The 18,166-nt window shown below is 74.1% G+C and carries 14 protein-coding genes; 3 read left to right on the plus strand and 11 right to left on the minus strand.

All coding sequences use genetic code 11. The annotated features are described in order from the left end of the window. Positions 1-154: 154 nt before the first annotated feature. Together ACWEJX_RS30695 and ACWEJX_RS30700 are read right to left on the minus strand one after the other, a co-directional pair. Positions 155-730, minus strand: coding sequence for a DUF3017 domain-containing protein (locus tag ACWEJX_RS30695; RefSeq protein WP_451610701.1), 576 nt, complete (start codon positions 728-730; stop codon positions 155-157). Then, a complete protein-coding gene (locus ACWEJX_RS30700) occupies positions 631-1,491 on the minus strand; it encodes a bifunctional methylenetetrahydrofolate dehydrogenase/methenyltetrahydrofolate cyclohydrolase (RefSeq protein WP_451610682.1) in 861 nt (286 codons plus the stop codon). The genes ACWEJX_RS30695 and ACWEJX_RS30700 overlap by 100 nt, the downstream gene beginning before the upstream one ends. A gap of 292 nt (positions 1,492-1,783) precedes the next feature. Here ACWEJX_RS30700 and ACWEJX_RS30705 point away from each other — a divergent pair, with 292 nt between their 5' ends. Next, positions 1,784-2,362 (plus strand): hypothetical protein, encoded by a 579-nt coding sequence (locus tag ACWEJX_RS30705; RefSeq protein ID WP_451610683.1) that lies wholly within the window; start codon positions 1,784-1,786, stop codon positions 2,360-2,362. A 104-nt stretch (positions 2,363-2,466) separates the two neighbouring features. On the opposite strand, the gene ACWEJX_RS30710 is transcribed toward ACWEJX_RS30705, so the two are convergent. The 3 genes from ACWEJX_RS30710 to purN form a co-directional block, all read right to left on the minus strand. Next, positions 2,467-3,936 carry a DUF2079 domain-containing protein gene (locus tag ACWEJX_RS30710; RefSeq protein WP_451610684.1) on the minus strand — a complete coding sequence of 490 codons (1,470 nt, stop codon included), beginning with the start codon at positions 3,934-3,936 and terminating at the stop codon, positions 2,467-2,469. Between the two features lie 127 nt (positions 3,937-4,063). Next, complete coding sequence (gene purH / locus ACWEJX_RS30715; protein WP_451610685.1) at positions 4,064-5,629, minus strand: bifunctional phosphoribosylaminoimidazolecarboxamide formyltransferase/IMP cyclohydrolase; 1,566 nt, start codon at positions 5,627-5,629, stop codon at positions 4,064-4,066. Continuing rightward, positions 5,613-6,233 carry a phosphoribosylglycinamide formyltransferase gene (gene purN, locus ACWEJX_RS30720; protein WP_403796459.1) on the minus strand — a complete coding sequence of 207 codons (621 nt, stop codon included), beginning with the start codon at positions 6,231-6,233 and terminating at the stop codon, positions 5,613-5,615. The genes purH and purN overlap by 17 nt, the downstream gene beginning before the upstream one ends. A gap of 287 nt (positions 6,234-6,520) precedes the next feature. On the opposite strand from purN, the gene ACWEJX_RS30725 reads away from it, so the two are divergent. Continuing rightward, positions 6,521-7,177: a hypothetical protein gene (locus ACWEJX_RS30725; RefSeq protein ID WP_451610686.1), complete on the plus strand. Its 657-nt coding sequence runs from the start codon at positions 6,521-6,523 to the stop codon at positions 7,175-7,177. Positions 7,178-7,425: 248 nt separating this feature from the next. Here ACWEJX_RS30725 and ACWEJX_RS30730 read toward each other — a convergent pair whose 3' ends face one another. Then, positions 7,426-9,177, minus strand: coding sequence for a cell division protein PerM (locus ACWEJX_RS30730; protein WP_451610687.1), 1,752 nt, complete (start codon positions 9,175-9,177; stop codon positions 7,426-7,428). Positions 9,178-9,297: 120 nt separating this feature from the next. Here ACWEJX_RS30730 and ACWEJX_RS30735 point away from each other — a divergent pair, with 120 nt between their 5' ends. Beyond that, entirely contained in the window at positions 9,298-10,866 is a 1,569-nt protein-coding gene (locus ACWEJX_RS30735) for a helix-turn-helix domain-containing protein (RefSeq protein WP_451610688.1), read from the plus strand. A gap of 119 nt (positions 10,867-10,985) precedes the next feature. Here the strand turns inward: ACWEJX_RS30735 and sucD are convergent, their stop codons facing one another. The 5 genes from sucD to ACWEJX_RS30760 all read right to left on the minus strand — a co-directional run bounded on the left by sucD (position 10,986) and on the right by ACWEJX_RS30760 (position 18,158). After that, entirely contained in the window at positions 10,986-11,870 is an 885-nt protein-coding gene (gene sucD, locus ACWEJX_RS30740) for a succinate--CoA ligase subunit alpha (RefSeq protein ID WP_451610689.1), read from the minus strand. Positions 11,871-11,890: 20 nt separating this feature from the next. After that, positions 11,891-13,069 carry an ADP-forming succinate--CoA ligase subunit beta gene (sucC, locus tag ACWEJX_RS30745; protein ID WP_451610690.1) on the minus strand — a complete coding sequence of 393 codons (1,179 nt, stop codon included), beginning with the start codon at positions 13,067-13,069 and terminating at the stop codon, positions 11,891-11,893. Between the two features lie 477 nt (positions 13,070-13,546). Continuing rightward, positions 13,547-14,728 carry a VWA domain-containing protein gene (locus ACWEJX_RS30750; protein WP_451610691.1) on the minus strand — a complete coding sequence of 394 codons (1,182 nt, stop codon included), beginning with the start codon at positions 14,726-14,728 and terminating at the stop codon, positions 13,547-13,549. After that, entirely contained in the window at positions 14,725-17,010 is a 2,286-nt protein-coding gene (locus ACWEJX_RS30755) for a DUF5682 family protein (RefSeq protein ID WP_451610692.1), read from the minus strand. Before ACWEJX_RS30755 ends, ACWEJX_RS30750 begins: the two co-directional genes overlap by 4 nt. After that, positions 17,007-18,158 (minus strand): ATP-binding protein, encoded by a 1,152-nt coding sequence (locus ACWEJX_RS30760; RefSeq protein WP_451610693.1) that lies wholly within the window; start codon positions 18,156-18,158, stop codon positions 17,007-17,009. The genes ACWEJX_RS30755 and ACWEJX_RS30760 overlap by 4 nt, the downstream gene beginning before the upstream one ends. Positions 18,159-18,166: the final 8 nt, after the last annotated feature.

The following is an 18,166-nucleotide window of genomic DNA, read 5'->3' on the forward strand; positions in this document are numbered from 1 at the left end:
CCCACCTGGCCCCGGCGCACCTTTAACAACATTTGTCACTAACATCCCCCTGCACCCCGGCGGCCCCCCTCCTCCCCGGGGGGTGTGGCCGGGCGCCGTCGCCGCTCCGGCGGCCGCCTCAGCGGCTTCCCCAGCGGCTGCCGCAGCGGCCGCCTCAGCTGACCGTCAGATGGAGGACGTCCTCCAGGAACGGGATCCGCAGCCACGGCTCCGGCTGCACCATCAGCGCGAGCAGCACGATCAGGGCGCCCATCACCCCGTACGTGATCATGTCGGTGAACCGCGAGCGCACCGCCAGCATCCCCACCGACGGCAGCACGCGCCGCAGCACCGAGCCGGTCAGCAGCGCCGCCCCGATCAGCAGGGTGCCTACGCGGAAGGACTGCGCGAACAGGTCGGTGCCGGTGACGAGCAGGCCGAGCGCGGCCATCCCGAGCACGGTGAGCAGCGGCCACTGCCGGGCCGGCGCCGGCGCGTCGCCGGGCGCCGCACGGCCGCCGCCCTCGGGGCGGGCGGTCGTCGTGGTGAGCTTCGCCCGCGGGTGACGGCGGGACGCGACCTCCCCGCCTTCCCCGTCGCCTTCGCCGCCCGTCGGCTCCTCCGCGACCCGGGCTTCGGAGGAGGACACGGTCAGCGGACCCCGGCCGCGCGCTCGGCGGCCTCGACGACGTTGACCAGGAGCTGCGCGCGGGTCATCGGGCCCACGCCGCCCGGGTTCGGGGAGATCCAGCCGGCGACCTCGGCGACGCCCGGGTGCACGTCGCCGACGATCTTGCCCTCGCCGTTGCGCGAGACGCCGACGTCGAGCACGGCCGCGCCCGGCTTCACGTCCTCCGGCTTGATCAGGTGCCCGACACCCGCCGCGGCGACGATGACGTCGGCGCGCTTCAGGTGGGCCGACAGGTCCTTCGTGCCGGTGTGGCACTGGGTCACGGTGGCGTTCTCGGAGCGGCGGGTCAGCAGCAGCGGCATCGGGCGGCCGATGGTGACACCGCGGCCGACGACCACGACCTCCGCGCCCGCGATCTCCACGCCGTGGCGGCGCAGCAGCGTGATGATGCCGTTCGGCGTGCAGGGCAGCGGGGCGGGCTCGTTGAGGACGAGCCGGCCGAGGTTCATCGGGTGCAGACCGTCGGCGTCCTTGGCCGGGTCCATCAGCTCCAGGATGCGGTTCTCGTCGATGCCCTTGGGCAGCGGCAGCTGCACGATGTAACCGGTGCACGCCGGATCCTCGTTGAGCTCGCGGACGACCGCCTCGATCTCCTCCTGGCTTGCCGTCTCGGGCAGTTCGCGCTGGATCGACGCGATGCCGACCTCGGCGCAGTCACGGTGCTTTCCGGCCACGTACTTGCGGCTGCCCGGGTCGTCGCCGACCAGGATCGTGCCGAGTCCGGGCGTCACGCCCTGCTCCTTGAGGGCCGCCACGCGGACGGTCAGATCGGACTTGATCGCGGCTGCGGTGGCCTTGCCATCGAGAATCTGGGCGCTCATGCGGCCATCCTCCCGGATGACCCCCGCCGGATTCCAATTCGGTCTTCTCCTCGGCCGTCCTTCGGTGCCCCGTCGGCGTCCGAACCGGACCGGCACATTGCAACTGCACAACTCCAGCGCGTATCCCCGCCTATCGACTGGACAAGAAGTCGCCATTGTGACGACGATGATCCGCGCAAAGCCGCGGGCAGTGCCGGGGGGCAAAACCGCTCATACGTTGTGAAACACGTGCTGAACACTCCTCCGCGCGGGCCGCGTCGTCCCCGCAGGAAAACAACGGAGGAACTCCTCGATGAGCTTCGGCGACCCGAACAACCCCTACGGCCAGCAGCCGCAGGGCCAGCAGCCCGGCTACGGCTACCCGCAGCAGGCCCCGCAGGGCGTCCCGCCGCAGCAGGGCTACGGCTACCCGGCCGCCCCGGCGTACGGCGCCCCCGGCGGCTACCCCGGCGTCCCGATGGCCATGCCGGGCGGTGTCAAGGCGGCCCGCGTGATGCTGTGGATCATGGGCGGCCTCCAGGTCCTCGGCGCCATCGGCCTCGTCGTGATGTCGTCCATGGTCAGCAAGCTCGACACCTCCTCGGCGTCGACGTCCGACGCCGAGGCGTTCAACTCCTTCGGCACGGGCCTGTTCATCGGCATGGGCGTGCTGGTGCTGGTCTTCGCCGCGATCTCGATGACCCTCGCCGCCAAGTTCAAGTCCGGCGGCAACGGCGTCCGCGTCTGCACGATCGTGTACGGCGCGTTCATCGTCCTGGGCGGCCTCACCTCGCTGCCCACCGGCATCGTCGGCCTCGTGCTCGGCATCCTGATCATCGTCTTCGTCTCGAAGGCGGACGGCGCCGCCTGGTTCAAGCGCCAGCAGTTCTGACTGGCCTGATCCGACTGTCCTGACAGTCCTGCGCGAAGGGGCCCGGTTCCGACTGGAACCGGGCCCCTTCCGCGTCCGTACGCGCGCATGTGCGCGCCGACGGCTCAGACCCGCCGCAACACCACGAACTGCCCCTCCTGCGCCGTCACCTCGTACCGCGCCCCCGGGTGCAGCTGGCCCGCGAGGCCGACCGGGTCCGTGACCGGCTGGGACCAGCCGGAGTTGAGGTCGAGGGCGATGTAGTCGGGGCGGACTCCCGGCGCGCCGCCGACCCAGTAGACGGTGTGGTCACCGGTCAGATGGGCCATGAGCGTCACGTTCGTCTCCACACTGGCGCCCGCCGGCACCGCCTCGACCGCCCGCCGCGCGTCCCTGACGCGGGCGTCGGTCGCGTACGTCTCGGAGCGCAGCAGCTCCCGCAGCGGCATGTCCAGGGCGTGCACGAGCGCGATCGCCGTGACGACGGGGACGACGACCTTCCCGTACGAGACGAGCCAGGGGCGCGGCGAGGTGCGGACGGCACGGACCGCGTCGACCAGGGCGAGGAAGACCACCGGCATGAGGATGGCGCTGTAGTGCCAGAACATGCCCCAGTGGTTGGGGTCCTGGGAGAGGAAGCGCCAGCCGAGCGTGGGCAGCACGAGCAGCATCAGCGGGGAGCGCAGGCACAGGAAGCCGGTGATGCCGACGAGGAAGAGGAGCATCTCCCACTTCTCGCCGTGGCCGAACGCGCCCACGATCGAGTCGAGCGCCGACACGTCCGCGCCCGCGCCGGTCTTGTCGATCTTGGCCCAGTAGTCGTACTGGCCGGCCTTGCTGAAGGCCGGGATGAGGACGAGCACGGTGAGCGCGAAGAAGGCCGCCCCGAAGGCGGCGAGGGAGGCGCCGAGGCGCTTCTGGCCCTTGACGAAGAGGACCGCGCCGACCATGGCGACGGTCAGGCCCATGTCCTCCTTCACGAGGACGAGCGGCGCGGCCCAGGCGGCGGCCTGGTTCCAGCGCCCGAGGAGCAGGGCCCGGCAGCTCAGGGCGAGCAGCGGGACGGCGAAGGCGATCTCGTGGAAGTCGGACTTGACGGCCTCCTGGAGGCCCCAGGAGAGCCCGTACGCGACCGTGAGGGCGATGCCCGTGGCGCGGCTGTCGAGCACCTGCTGCGCGGTGCGGCCGACGATCGCGGCGGAGGCGGCGAAGAGCGCGGCCTGCGCGAGGAGGAGGGCGAGCGGGGAGGACCACAGCCAGTACAGCGGCGCGAGGAGCGCGGTCACCGGGCTGAAGTGGTCCCCGAGTATGAGGAAGCCGGGCCCCTTGATGTCGACGATCGGGGCGCGCAGCTCCGCGTAGGCCCTGACGGACTGCTCGAAGATGCCGAGGTCCCAGGAGGGCGTGCGGAACCGCTCGTACTGGATCCAGGAGTAGAGGAAGTACAGCGCGCCGAGCACGGTGGCGATCGCCGCGTACGGAAGGAGCCGTGCGGACGCCGCCGGCGCGGCGGCGTCCGGCGGCCCGGTGACGGCCTCGTCAGCGGGCTTGCGGGCGGAGGGCACCGCCGCCGCCCCCTTCTGCACTTCCAACACCGCGCGCCCCCATGGACCAGCCGCCGACCGACAAAGAGCAACCCATTAGAACAGAGTCACCCGGCCGGCGGAGTGCCGCGAGCGGGCCGGCGGCCCGCCCGCGGCACTGCGCGGTCGCGCGGACCGATCAGTGGAAGAAGTGGCGCGTGCCGGTGAAGTACATCGTCACGCCCGCCTTCTGCGCGGCCTCGATCACCAGCTCGTCGCGGACCGAGCCGCCCGGCTGCACGACCGCCTTCACGCCGGCACCGGTGAGGATCTCCAGGCCGTCGGGGAACGGGAAGAAGGCGTCCGAGGCGGCGTACGAGCCACGGGCCCGCTCTTCGCCGGCCCGCTCGACGGCCAGCTTGGCGGAGTCGACACGGTTGACCTGGCCCATGCCGACGCCGACGGAGGCGCCGTCCTTGGCGAGCAGGATCGCGTTGGACTTCACCGCGCGGCAGGCCTTCCAGGCGAAGGCGAGCTCGGCGAGCTCGGCCTCCGACAGGGCCTCGCCGGTGGCGAGGGTCCAGTTGGCCGGGTCGTCGCCGTCGGCCTGCAGGCGGTCGGTGACCTGGAGGAGGGCGCCGCCGTCGATCGGCTTGACCTCGACCGGGTTGCTCGGGGCGCCCTCGGCGCGCAGCACGCGGATGTTCTTCTTCCTGGCGAGGATCTCGACCGCGCCGTCCTCGTAGCCGGGGGCCACGATGACCTCGGTGAAGATCTCGGCGACCTGCTCGGCCATCTCGACCGACACCGGGCGGTTGACGGCGATGACGCCGCCGAACGCGGACAGCGGGTCGCAGGCGTGCGCCTTGCGGTGCGCCTCGGCGACGTCGGCGCCGATCGCGATGCCGCACGGGTTGGCGTGCTTGATGATCGCGACGGCCGGCTCGGCGTGGTCGTAGGCGGCGCGGCGCGCGGCGTCGGTGTCCGTGTAGTTGTTGTAGGACATCTCCTTGCCGTGCAGCTGCTCGGCCTGGGCGAGGCCGCCCGTGCCGTCGACGTAGAGCGCGGCGCCCTGGTGCGGGTTCTCGCCGTAGCGCAGGACGTTGTTCCGCTCGTACGTGGCGCCGAGGAAGTCGGGGAAGCCGGAGTCGTCCGCGGCGGCGTAGTCGTCGGCGAACCAGGAGGCGACGGCGACGTCGTAAGCGGCGGTGTGCTGGAACGCCTCGGCGGCGAGCCGCTTGCGGGCGGCCAGGTCGAAGCCGCCGGCCTGGACGGCGGCGAGCACGTCGGCGTACCGCTCGGGGCTGGTGACGATCGCCACGGACGGGTGGTTCTTGGCGGCGGCGCGGACCATCGACGGGCCGCCGATGTCGATCTGCTCGACGCACTCGTCCGCCGAGGCGCCGGAGGCGACGGTCTCGCGGAACGGGTAGAGGTTCACGACGACCAGGTCGAAGGGCTCGACGCCGAGCTCGGCGAGCTGGGCGCGGTGCGACTCCAGGCGCAGGTCGGCGAGGATGCCGGCGTGCACGCGCGGGTGCAGCGTCTTGACGCGGCCGTCCAGGCACTCGGGGAAGCCGGTCAGCTCCTCGACCTTGGTGACCGGGACGCCGGCCGCGGCGATCTTCGACGCGGTGGAGCCGGTGGAGACCAGCTCGACGCCGGCCTCGTGCAGACCACGGGCCAGCTCTTCGAGCCCCGTCTTGTCGTAGACGCTGACCAGCGCGCGGCGGATGGGCTTAACGGTGTCAGTGCTCACCGACATGAACCTTTCGTCCCTCAATGCTGTAGCCGTTGCGGGCGAGTCGCCCCACGACCTCGACGAGCAGCGAGCGCTCGACGTCCTTGATGCGCTCGTGGAGCGCGGCCTCATCGTCCTCGTCCCGCACCTCGACCACGCCCTGGGCGATGATCGGGCCGGTGTCGACGCCGTCGTCGACGAAGTGGACGGTGCATCCGGTGACCTTGGCCCCGTAGGCGAGTGCGTCGCGCACGCCGTGGGCACCGGGAAAACTGGGGAGGAGCGCCGGGTGGGTGTTGACGACCCGGCCGCCGAAGCGGGCGAGGAACTCCTTGCCGACGATCTTCATGAAACCGGCCGAGACGACGAGCTCCGGCTCGTACGCGGCGGTGGCCTCGGTCAGGGCGCGGTCCCACTCCTCGCGGGTCGCGAAGTCCTTGACCCGGCACACGAAGGTGGGAAGCCCGGCGCGCTCGGCCCGCTCCAGACCGGCGATCCCGTCGCGGTCGGCACCGACGGCGACGATCTCGGCTCCGTAGCCCTCGGGGTCGGCGGCGATCGCGTCGAGCAGGGCCTGGAGGTTCGTGCCGGAGCCGGAGACCAGGACGACGAGGCGGGCGGCAGCCACTGCGGTCACTCTTTCCGTGGTGTTTGTACGGTCGTACGAACGAATCGCGTCCCTCGATACGGGGAACCCTACGAAGGGCCCGACCGTCAGCAACGATACCGGCACTCCGGAAGGCCCCCACGGGACGGGGGCGTGACCGGGCGGTAGCGTCAGGGGCCGAGGGCCCGCCGGAACGGGCCGGACCGGGGCCGCACGAAGGGCCGAAGCCGCGTACGACAGCCGTACGACAGACCGCCGCAATCGCCGCACGACAGACCGTCGACAGACAGAGGGAAGACGTCCAGCAGATGCCGGAACGCCAGTCCACGAACGACAACAACCCGTTCGCACCGCCGCCGGAGGGGCAGCCGGACCAGCCGTGGCAGCCGCGGCACCCGGAAGGTTCGGACGGCAGCGCGTCCGGCCCCGGCTGGAGCGCCAGCCAGCCCGGCCGCTCCTCGGACGGCTTCGGCCGCCGCCCCGACCAGCCCTCGGGTGGCGGACAGGGCGGCGGACAGGGCGGCCCCGACGGCGGCCAGGGCCCCGGCCTGCGCTGGGACCCCACGGATCCGGCCCAGCGCCGCGCCCGCTACGCCGTCCTCTCCGGCATGTGGGCCTTCTTCTTCTCCTTCTTCGTCCAGGAACTGGCCCTCCTCCTCGGCGCCCTCGGCGCCTACTGGGCCATCAGCGCCCTCCGCACCAGGCCCAAGCCCCCGGAGGGCCCGCAGTCCCCGGCGACCCTCGCCGCGACGGCCACGGCCGCCCGCTCCAAGCAGACCGCCGCGATCGCCGGCCTCGTCACCGCCTCGGTCGCCCTGATGATCGTCGCGAGCGGCTTCGCGGTCCACCTCGCCTACCGCGACTTCTACGAGTGCCGCGCGGACGCCCTGACGAAGCAGAGCCAGCTGGCCTGCAACGGCCTGCTGCCGAAGCCGCTGCAGGACACGTTCGGAGTGCGGGAGTAGCTGCTCGGACGGGTCGGGGGCGGCGCGCCGCGATCGGCTTCGGTCCGGCCGGGGACGACCCGAAGCGCTGGGCCTCGGTCCACCTCGGCCCCTCTCGGCCCGGGTGGTGGGACCCGCCGCCGTCGCCCTCGGGCCCGCTCCACATCCGGTTCTCGCGCCCGTGGCCCGGAACAGGCTGAGGCCACGCCGAAGCCGCAGCCCCGTAGGACGTGAAGCCGTCGTACGGCCGGAGGCGGGCCGTCGGACCGTCATTCCCGGTCCGGGGACTCCGGGGCCGCGGGATCCCGCCACGAAAGCCCGGAAGGTCCCGGGGGCCCGGCAGGTCCCGGCGGCCCGGGAGGTCCCGGAGGCCCGGGAGGTCCCGGGGGCCCGGGAGGCCCTGGCGGTCGCGGGGGTCCCGGAGATCCTGAAGGCCCCGGAGGCACCGGCGATCCCGGACGTACCGGCGGCCCCGGAGGCCCCGGCGGCCCCGGAGGCAGGTGCAGCGGCTCCGCGGTGGGGCCGGGCGCGGGTTCGGGCGGTGGGACGGGGGCCGGTTCCGGAGGCGGCGGCGAGCCGACGGGGCGCGTGGCGGGCAGGCCCGCCGGGGGTTCCCAGGCGGCCGGGAGGAAGCCGTACGACTCGTCGCCACCGTCCTCGTCCTCGTCCTCGTCCTCGTCCTCCAGTGCGTCGAGGCGGGCCAACGCGCCGACGGTGTCGGTGGACGCCTCCGCGGGGTCCGGGGCGTCGGGCCGGCCGGGCGGTGCCGACGGCGGGGCGTCGGGTACGGGCTCGGCCGCCCGGGCCGCCCTGCGCAGCGCGCGCCGCCCCCAGCCCCGTACCGCAAGGGCCGTCGGCGCGCCGAGAGCCAGGAACCAGAGCGCCGCCGCCGCGCCCGTCTGCCACCACACCGGGCCGAAGGCGGCGAGGCGCCCCGGGCCGAGCGGGCCGCCGGCCGCGGCGGCGAGGGCGGCGACGGCGGCACCGCAGGCGAAGGCAGCCGCAAGGACGGTCAGGGCCGCCTCCTGGACGGTCCAGGCGCGGGCGGCGCGGCCCACGCGGCGCCCGAGGGCGAGGGCGGCGAGGGCCGGGACGGCGGCCGCCGTCCAGTGCGGCCAGCTTCCGGGCCCGGGTCCCGGCAGCGCCGCGAGCAGCGGGAAGTCGGGGCGGGCGGGGACTCCGGTGAAGCCGAACGGGGTCACGAGGGCGCCCGTACCGAGGGCGAAGCCGGGGCCGAGCCCGTACGCCACACCCCACACGACGGCGTTCGGCAGCAGCGCGAGCACGAGCAGCGTGACGGCGATCCGTCCCGACCACTCCCCCGCGAGCCCGTTGAACGAGGCCTGCGCCGCGCCGACGTGCCAGAGCAGCGACGCCCCGACGAGCACCGCGCCGGCGCCCAGCAGCGCGGTGATCCCGGCCCCGGCGGCGCCCAGCGCGACGGCGAACCGCTCCCGCTCCGGCAGCGGCCGGCCGTGCGCCGTCCAGGCGCCGGTCGCCGCCGCGGCCAGCACCGTGGCCGGCGTCCAGGCGCCCGCCGTGACCAGGTCCGCGGGGAACGCGCCGGCCTCCGTATAGACCACCACCGCGGCCGCGACCAGCAGATATCCCCCGACGACCGCCGCCACCGCCCCGGCCGGCGACGGCACGGGCCGCCCCTCGCCGGGGTCGAGGGTGTCCCGGACCGCCCGGTGCGCGAGCCACAACGGCAGGACGCCGAGCAGCAGCGGCGTGACGCCGAGGGGTGCGGGAACGCCGGAGACGGTGTCCAGGCGCAGCAGGTCACCCCCGTGCGCGAGCAGCCACAGACCGGCGGCGGTGTGCAGCGCGCCGCCGGGGCCGCCGTCCGGGTACGGCGAGGCGATCCAGGCGCCCGTCACGAGCACGGCGAGCGCGCCGAGGCCGAGCCCGGCCGCGATGCCGCCCCGCACGAACGCGGTGGCCAGGGCGGCCGGCCGGCGGCCCTGGACCGGGGCGTCGGGCACCGGCGAAGGGCGCTGCTCGGCGGTCAGGTGCGTCACGGGGGCCATGCTGCCAGCGACACGCGGTTTGCCCTCGTAACAGGCGAATGGCCGTTGTGTCGCCCAAGATACGTTTATGTACTTTTCCGCCCAGAGCTGCGTCGCGGGAGGTCGACCTCGATGAGTCCGACGAGTCCGTCCGTCGCGCTGCCCTCCCCCAAGGAGCGGCGCCGACTGCGTGAGGCGCTCCCGTTGAGCGAGGAGCAGGTCGCCGAGGCGCTGGGCGTCACCCGCGCCACCGTCCGGGCGTGGGAGACCGGCCGCAGCGCCCCGCGGGGGCGCAAGCGGGAGGCGTACGCGAAGCTGCTCGGCGTGTACGAGGAGCCCACCGCGCCCCGCACCGAGAAACCGGCCCGCCCCGCCCCCGCCGCCACCCGCCCCCGCCCGGCCGCCAAGGGCGCCGACCGCCCGCCGAAGGCCCCGACGGCACCGCTGGCGAAGGGAGCGCACGGGGCGCAGAGCCGGGAGCCCGGCCGAGCCCACGCGGCCTCGAACGCGCCGGAGCACGGCGAGGACGGACTCAAACCGGGACTGAAACAGTCCCGGGAGCCGGCGCCCGAAACGCAAGGCGAGGCGACCGCCCCGGAGCTGGGGCCGCCTGGTGAGCCGACCGCCCCGGAGCCGGGGGCGCCTGGCGAGGCGACCGCCCCGGAGCCGGGGGCGCCTGGCGAGGCGACCGCCCCGGAACCGAAGGCGTCCTCCCCGGCAGAAACGGACCAGCCGACCGCAACGGAGTCCGACGCGTCCGCCCCGGCAGAGGGCGGCCGGACGGCCGCGGCGCGGCGGGCCGGCCGGCGGGCGGCGGGACGGGGCGCCAGGTCCGCCGGGCCGGTCGGGCCCGCGGCGGCGGAGCCGGAGGTTCCGGCGGCCGAGGAGCCGGCCCCGCCCGGGCTCACGCCCGAGGACGCCTTCGACGCGCTCTACGCGTACGCCGCTCCCGGGCTCGTCCATCAGACGTATCTGCTCACCGGGCGCCGCCGGCTCTCCCGGGAGTCCGTCGAGCACGCCTTCCACCACGCCTGGGAGCACTGGCCCGAGGTCGCGTGCGACCGCGATCCGGTGGGCTGGGTGCGCGCGGCGGCGTACGAGTACGCGCTGTCGCCCTGGCACCGCTTCCGGCGCCGCCACCGGCACCCGGACGCGCCGCCCACCGAGGCGTCACGGCGCGCGCTCCTCGGGGCGCTCCTGGACCTGCCGGCCCCGTACCGCCGCACCGTCCTGCTGTACGACGGTCTCGGCCTCGACCTGCCCGAGACGGCGGCCGAGACCGAGGCGAGCACCCCGGCGACCGGGAACCGGCTGCTGCACGCCCGTACGGTCATCGCGCAGCGGGTTCCCGAGCTCGCCGAAGCCGAGGCGCTGCAGCAGCGCCTGGCCGCGCTCGTCGCGGAGGCGCCGACGGCCACGCTGCCCGAGGCGTGCGCGGTGCGGACCGGCAGCGAGCGGCGGTCGCGGCTGCTGACCCGGACGGTGATCGCGGTGACGGCGGCGCTGATCGCCGCCACGGCCTTCACCGTGGTCACCGCGCCGACCCGCTACATCCCGGTCATCGCGCCCGGCGAGGTCGTCGAGGGCGTCCCGGTCCGTGGCGGCCCGCAGAAGCTGCGCCCGGAGGACAAGGCGCTCCGCGAGCTGCTGCGCACGGCCCCGCATCCGGGCCCGGAACGCCTGGTCCCCGGGGCCGAATGAGCGTGTGACGAGCGGCACGGGTACGCGAGTGGGCCCCGCCCCTCCCGGTCTCCCGGGAGGGGCGGGGCCCACTCTTTTCACGGCCCGTCGGGCTGCTGTGCGAAAGACAGCCCGTCGGTTCAGCCCGCGAGGATCGCGCGCGCCAGCTTGGCGGTCTCGGTCGGGGTCTTGCCGACCTTGACACCGGCGGCCTCGAGGGCCTCCTTCTTCGCCTGGGCGGTGCCGGAGGAGCCGGAGACGATGGCGCCGGCGTGGCCCATGGTCTTGCCCTCGGGGGCGGTGAAGCCCGCGACGTAGCCGACGACCGGCTTGGTGACGTGGGCCTTGATGAAGTCGGCCGCACGCTCCTCGGCGTCGCCGCCGATCTCGCCGATCATGACGATCAGGTCGGTGTCCGGGTCGGCCTCGAAGGCCGCCAGGGCGTCGATGTGCGTGGTGCCGATGACCGGGTCGCCACCGATGCCGACGGCGGAGGAGAAGCCGAGGTCACGGAGCTCGTACATCATCTGGTACGTCAGCGTGCCGGACTTCGAGACCAGGCCGATGCGGCCCGGCTTGGTGATGTCGCCCGGGATGATGCCGGCGTTCGACTGGCCCGGGGTGATGAGACCGGGGCAGTTCGGGCCGATGAGGCGGGTCTTGTTGCCCTTCTCCACGGCGTACGCGTAGAACGCGGCGGAGTCGTGGACCGCGATGCCCTCGGTGATGACGACGGCGAGCGGGATCTCGGCGTCGATCGCCTCGACCACGGCGGCCTTGGCGAAGGCCGGCGGGACGAAGAGGACGGAGACGTTGGCGCCCGTCTTCTCCATCGCCTCGGCGACGGTGCCGAAGACCGGGATCTCGGTGCCGTCGAAGTCGACGGACGTGCCGGCCTTGCGCGGGTTCACGCCGCCGACGATGTTCGTGCCGTCACCCAGCATGAGCTTGGTGTGCTTCATGCCCGTGGCACCGGTCATGCCCTGGACGATGACCTTGCTGTCCTTGTTGAGGAAGATAGCCATGGCTGTTTAGTCCTCGTCCCTTACTTCGCAGCCGCGAGCTCGGCGGCCTTGTCGGCCGCGCCGTCCATGGTGTCCACGCGCTGAACGAGCGGGTGGTTGGCGTCGGACAGGATCTTGCGACCCAGCTCCGCGTTGTTGCCGTCGAGTCGCACGACCAGCGGCTTGGTGACCTCCTCGCCCTTCGAGGCGAGGAGCTCGAGGGCCTGGACGATGCCGTTGGCGACCTCGTCACAGGCGGTGATGCCACCGAAGACGTTGACGAACACGGACTTGACGTCCTTGTCGCCGAGGATGATCTCCAGGCCGTTCGCCATGACCTCGGCGGAGGCGCCGCCACCGATGTCGAGGAAGTTGGCGGGCTTCACGCCGCCGTGGTTCTCACCGGCGTACGCGACGACGTCCAGGGTCGACATGACCAGGCCGGCGCCGTTGCCGATGATGCCGACCTCGCCCTCCAGCTTGACGTAGTTGAGGCCCTTGGCCTTGGCGGCAGCCTCGAGCGGGTTGGCTGCGGCCTTGTCCTCGAGCGCCTCGTGCTCGGGCTGGCGGAAGTCGGCGTTGGCGTCCAGGGAGACCTTGCCGTCGAGCGCGATGACGTCGCCGGAGGCGACCTTCGCGAGCGGGTTGACCTCGACGAGGAGCGCGTCCTCGGCGACGAAGGTCTTCCACAGGGTCACGAGGACCTCGGCGACCTGCTCGGCGACCTCGGCCGGGAACTGCGCCTGGGCGACGATCTCGCGGGCCTTCTCGATGTCGACACCCTTGTTGGCGTCGACCGGCACCTTCGCGAGCTTCTCGGGGGTCGTGGCGGCGACCTCCTCGATGTCCATGCCACCGGCGACGGAGGCCATGGCGAGGAAGGTGCGGTTGGTGCGGTCGAGGAGGTACGAGACGTAGTACTCCTCGAGGATCTCCGGAGCGGTCTCCGCGATCATCACCTTGTGGACCGTGTGGCCCTTGATGTCCATGCCCAGGATGTCCGTCGCGCGGGCGACGGCCTCGTCCGGGGTGGCGGCGAGCTTGACGCCGCCGGCCTTGCCGCGGCCGCCGACCTTCACCTGCGCCTTGACGACCGACTTGCCGCCAAGCCGCTCGGTGGCCTCGCGCGCCGCCTCAGGCGTGTCGATGACTTCACCGGCCAGCACCGGTACACCGTGCTTGGCGAAGAGGTCCCTCGCCTGGTACTCGAACAGGTCCACGCGCGTCCCTTTTCTAGATGATCGCGGTTCGTTGTCTGCGTGGGCGTGCCGCGAAGGGCAACGTGACTGCGCTGTCACTAGGGAGGCGTACACGGTGACCGTGGACGCGGCATGTCCGTCTCGCAGGTTATCCCCGTGGGACCTGGGTCCCTAAATCGCAGATCACAACCTGGCGGTGATACGGGTCACAGATCGTAGGGATGACGGGGCGTTCCGTAGGGCCCGGGGCGGAGGACCCTCGTGCTCTCGCGGCAGGCGGGGCGCGGGCGTTGCCCGCCTCACGGCACGCCGGGCGCCCGGGTGAGGGCCGATCGGGTCCTGCTGTGATATGAGCCTCAGTGACAGTCCCCACGTCCGTCCGGGTGGCGCTCCGGCGACGGATTCCGCAGGGTCACGCGTGCGGAATCCGTACCCCTCCCGTGTCCCGTCGGCGTCCCTTCCGCATCCCGTCGTCGCCGGCTTCTCGCGGGGGGCCGGTCACGCCTCCGGTATCGGCAGCGGGCGCTTCTCCAGGGCGGCGGCCATGACCTCCGGGAAGAGGTCGGGGGTGCAGGCGAAGGCGGGGGCGCCGAGCGCGGCGAGGGCGGCGGCGTGCTCCCGGTCGTAGGCGGGCGCGCCCTCGTCGGAGAGCGCGAGCAGCGCCACGAACTGCACGCCGGACGCCTTCATCGCGGCGACCCGCTTCAGCATCTCGTCGCGGATGCCGCCCTCGTAGAGATCGCTGATCAGGACGACGACGGTGTCGGCGGGACGGGTGATCTTCGACTGGCAGTAGGCGAGCGCCCGGTTAATGTCCGTGCCGCCGCCGAGCTGGGTGCCGAAGAGGACGTCGACGGGGTCGTCGAGCTGGTCGGTGAGGTCGACGACGGCGGTGTCGAAGACGACCAGGCGGGTGGCGATCGACCGCATGGAGGCGAGGACGGCGCCGAAGACGGAGGCGTGGACGACGGAGGCGGCCATGGAACCGGACTGGTCGATGCAGAGCACGACCTCCTTCTTCACCGCCTGGGACGCCCGCCCGTAGCCGATCAGCCGCTCGGGGACGACCGTGCCGTGCTCGGGCAGGTAGTGCTTGAGGTTGGCGCGGATGGTGCGGTCCCAGTCGATGTCCCGGTGGCGCGGCCGGCTGATCCGGGCCGAGCGGTCGAGCGCGCCGGTGAGGGTGGCCCGGGTGCGGCTCGCGAGCCGCCGCTCCAGGTCGTCGACGACCTTGCGGACGACGGCCCGCGCGGTCTCCTTGGTCGTCTCCGGCATGGCCTTGTTGAGGGACAGCAGGGTGCCGACGAGGTGCACGTCCGCCTCGACGGCCTGGAGCATCTCGGGCTCCAGGAGCAGCGCGGCGAGCCCGAGCCGGTCGATGGCGTCGCGCTGCATCACCTGCACGACGCTGCTCGGGAAGTACGTGCGGATGTCGCCGAGCCAGCGCGCGACGGACGGCGCGGAGCCGCCGAGCCCGGCCGAACGCTCCGTGCCGCGCGCCCCCTCGCTCGCCGCCCTGTCGTACAGCGCGGTGAGGGCGCGGTCCATCGCGGCGTCGGCCCCGGTCAGCGCGCGGCCGGTGCCCTCGGCCGCGCCGCCGCCGAGGACCAGGCGCCAGCGGCGCAGCCGCTCGTCGTCCGTGATCGCGGTGTTCACGGGAGTGCTCACGGGAGTGCTCACGGGTGGACCTCCGTTCCGAGAATCAGCTGGAGCAGGGGCAGGACGCCGTCGGCGCGCTCCTCGTCGAGCGCGGCGCCGAAGCCGGGTGTCACGGCGGCGGCCGGGCCCGCGGCCCCGCCGCGCGCGGGCCCCCGTGCCACCAGTTCCCCCAGCGTGCGGCGCACCCCGGGTTCGTACGCGCCGAACGTGCGGCGCAGCAGCGGCAGTACGCCGGTGAACGCGTCGGCCGGTACGGTGCTCAGCCACCCGTCGACCAGGCCGAGCAGCCGCTCGTCGTGCACCAGCAGCAGTCCGCCCCCGGAGCCGCCGCCGACGAACCCCTCGATCCACGCGGCGGCGTCGGCGGGCTCCGTCCCGGGCGACAGCGCGAGCCCCATCAGCCGCGCGGCCTCGTCGTCCTCGAGCCGTCCGTCGTCGAGCAGCAGTCGCACGGCCCGCCCCCGCAGCACCCCCGGCACCCGGTCCCGCCCGGCGAGGCGGCGCAGCACACCGGCCCAGCGCTCGACGAGGCCCCCGGCGTCCGGCAGCAGGGCCATCGCCGCGTGGACGCCGTCGAGGCGGCCGCGCATCTCGGTGGCGGCGTCGGCGTCGAGACCGGCGCAGGCGGGCGGGAGGCCGACGCAGACGCGCTCGGCGAGGCCGGCGGCGACCTCGCCGAGCACGGTGGTGTCGGTGGCCCGCACGTCCCCGTAACGCAGCGAGCGGGCGAGGGCGGGCAGGGCCTGGGCGAGGTGGGCGACGTCGGCGTCGAGCGCGGCCCGGTCGGCGAGGGCGCGCAGCACGGCGGGCAGGGCGTCGGTGAGCCCGGCGAGCAGGCACTGCTCGGCGAGCGCGGTGACGGTGGCGAGGTCGTCCGCCGCCGCGGCCTGCGACTCGGCCTTCGCGGTGGCGGCGGCCTCGACCGTGGTGCCCCAGACGCCCGCCTCGGCGACCTGCACATGGAGTTCGGGCTGCCAGTACAGCCGCCAGCTCTCCCGGAAGGTGCCGGTCGACGCGCGGCCGGGGACCGGGGCGCCCCAGTCGACGCCGAGCAGCCGGAGCCGGTGCAGCAGCCGGCTGCGGGCCGCGTCGTTCTCCCTGCGCAGGTCGAGGTCGAGCTCCCGCTCGTGCGCCTCCGGCCTGAGCCGCAGGGAGCGCTGGAGCCGTTCCAGGTCGCGCTGGAGCGGGACGGCGGGCGCCCCGTCCGGGACGGTGCCGAGCACGTCGCCGACGACGAGCCGGTCGCGGACCAGGGCGAGCGGCACGTCGGAGCCGTCGCCCATGACGGCCCGCACCGCGTCGGTGGTCTCGCCGAGTCCGGGCAGCGGCCGGCCGCGCAGTCCGGCGAGCGCGTCGGCGAGCCGTACGGCCTCGATGACGTGCGCGGACGAGACCGGCACGTCCTCGTCCCTGAGCAGCCCGGCGACCTTCGTCATCCAGCGCACGACCGGCAGGTCGGGTGCGGTGAAAAGGTGCGCGTACCAGCCGGGCGCGTCGATGCCCGCCCCGTAACCGGAGCGCCGGGCCAGCCGGCGGTGCGTCCACGGCACCCAGGTCAGCGCGGTCTTCACCTTCGGCAGCCCCTTGAGCAGGGCCCGGTCGGCGGTGACGGTGGTCCGGCGGCGCAGCGCGGGGACGTGCCAGGCGCCGCACACGACGGCCACGTCGTCCCCGAACTCCTTGCGGGCCGCGCGGAGCTGGATCCGCATGTACGCCTCGCGCACCAGGTCGCGGGCGTGGCCGCCGTGCCCGTACGCCTCGCGCAGCGCGCCCATCGCCTCGGCGAGCGCCTCGAACGGGGCGAACGGGTCGGCCGCGCCGCGCAGTTCGACGACGTCCTCCCACCAGCGTTCGGCGTCCCCGTACCCGGCGGCCGTGGCCAGCTCGGCGACCGGATCGACGCGTGGCCCCGCCGGGTCGCTCTCGGCGGCGGCGAGGGTGTGTGCGGCGGGCAGGTCGATGAAGCGGACCTCCGCGCCGTGCGCGAGCGCCCAGCGGATGGCCACCCACTCCGGCGAGAACTCCGCCATCGGCCAGAACACCGCCCGACCGGGATCCTCCACGGCGTGCGCGAGGAGCGCGACGGGCGGCCGCATCCCCTCCTCCGCCGCCAGCCCCACCAGCCCGTCCGCCTCCGGCGGCCCCTCCACGAGCACCACCTTGGGCCGCCCGGCCTCCAGCGCGGCGAGCACGGCCCGGGCCGACCCGGGCCCGTGATGACGGACACCGAGGATGAGGGGTCCGGGGGTGGTGGGGACGGGGGCGGTCGCGGCGGGGGCGGCTCCGCTGGGCGGGCGGGTCACGCGCTCACCTCGCGGCAGGCGCGGTAGAAGTCCTTCCAGCCGTCTCTCTCGCGCACCACCGTCTCCAGGTACTCCTGCCAGATCACCCGGTCGGCCGCCGGGTCGCGGATCACCGCGCCGAGCAGCCCGGCGGCGACGTCGCCGGCCCGCAGCACGCCGTCGCCGAAGTGCGCGGCGAGCGCGAGACCGCCCGTCACGACGGAGATGGCCTCGGCCGTCGACAGCGTCCCGGAGGGCGACTTGAGCTTCGTCCGGCCGTCCGCCGTCACCCCGTCGCGCAGCTCGCGGAAGACGGTGACGACCCGGCGGATCTCCTCGACGCCCTCCGGCACGGCCGGCAGGTCGAGCGAGCGGCCGATCTGGTCGACGCGCCGCGCGACGATGTCGACCTCGGCGTCCGGCGTCGCGGGCAGCGGCAGGACGACCGTGTTGAAGCGGCGGCGCAGGGCGCTGGACAGGTCGTTGACGCCGCGGTCGCGGTCGTTGGCGGTGGCGATCAGGTTGAAGCCGCCGACGGCCTGGACCTCCTCGCCCAGCTCGGGGATGGGCAGGGTCTTCTCGGACAGGATCGTGATGAGGGTGTCCTGCACGTCCGCGGGGATGCGGGTCAGCTCCTCGACCCGGGCGGTCATGCCCTGCGCCATGGCCCGCATGACGGGGCTGGGCACGAGGGCGTCACGGCTGGGGCCGTGGGCCAGCAGCTGTGCGTAGTTCCAGCCGTAGCGGATGGCCTCCTCGGGGGTGCCGGCGGTGCCCTGGACGAGCAGGGTGGAGTCGCCGCTGACGGCTGCGGCCAGGTGCTCGGACACCCAGGTCTTGGCGGTGCCGGGCACGCCGAGCAGGAGCAGGGCGCGGTCGGTGGCGAGCGTGGTGACGGCGACCTCGACGATCCGGCGCGGTCCGACGTACTTCGGTGTGATCACCGTGCCGTCGGGCAGCGTGCCGCCGAGGAGGTAGGTGGCGACGGCCCACGGCGAGAGCCGCCAGCGGGCGGGGCGGGGCCGGTCGTCGGCGGCGGCGAGCGCGGCGAGTTCGTGGGCGAAGGCGTCCTCGGCGTGCGGCCGCAGGGCCGCGGTGGCGTCCGCCGTGGCTGCCGTGGCGCTCACCGTGGCTGCCGTGGCGTCCGTGGCGTTTTCGGGCAGGGTCATGGGTCCCC

The organism is Streptomyces sp. NPDC004788 (assembly GCF_053601115.1).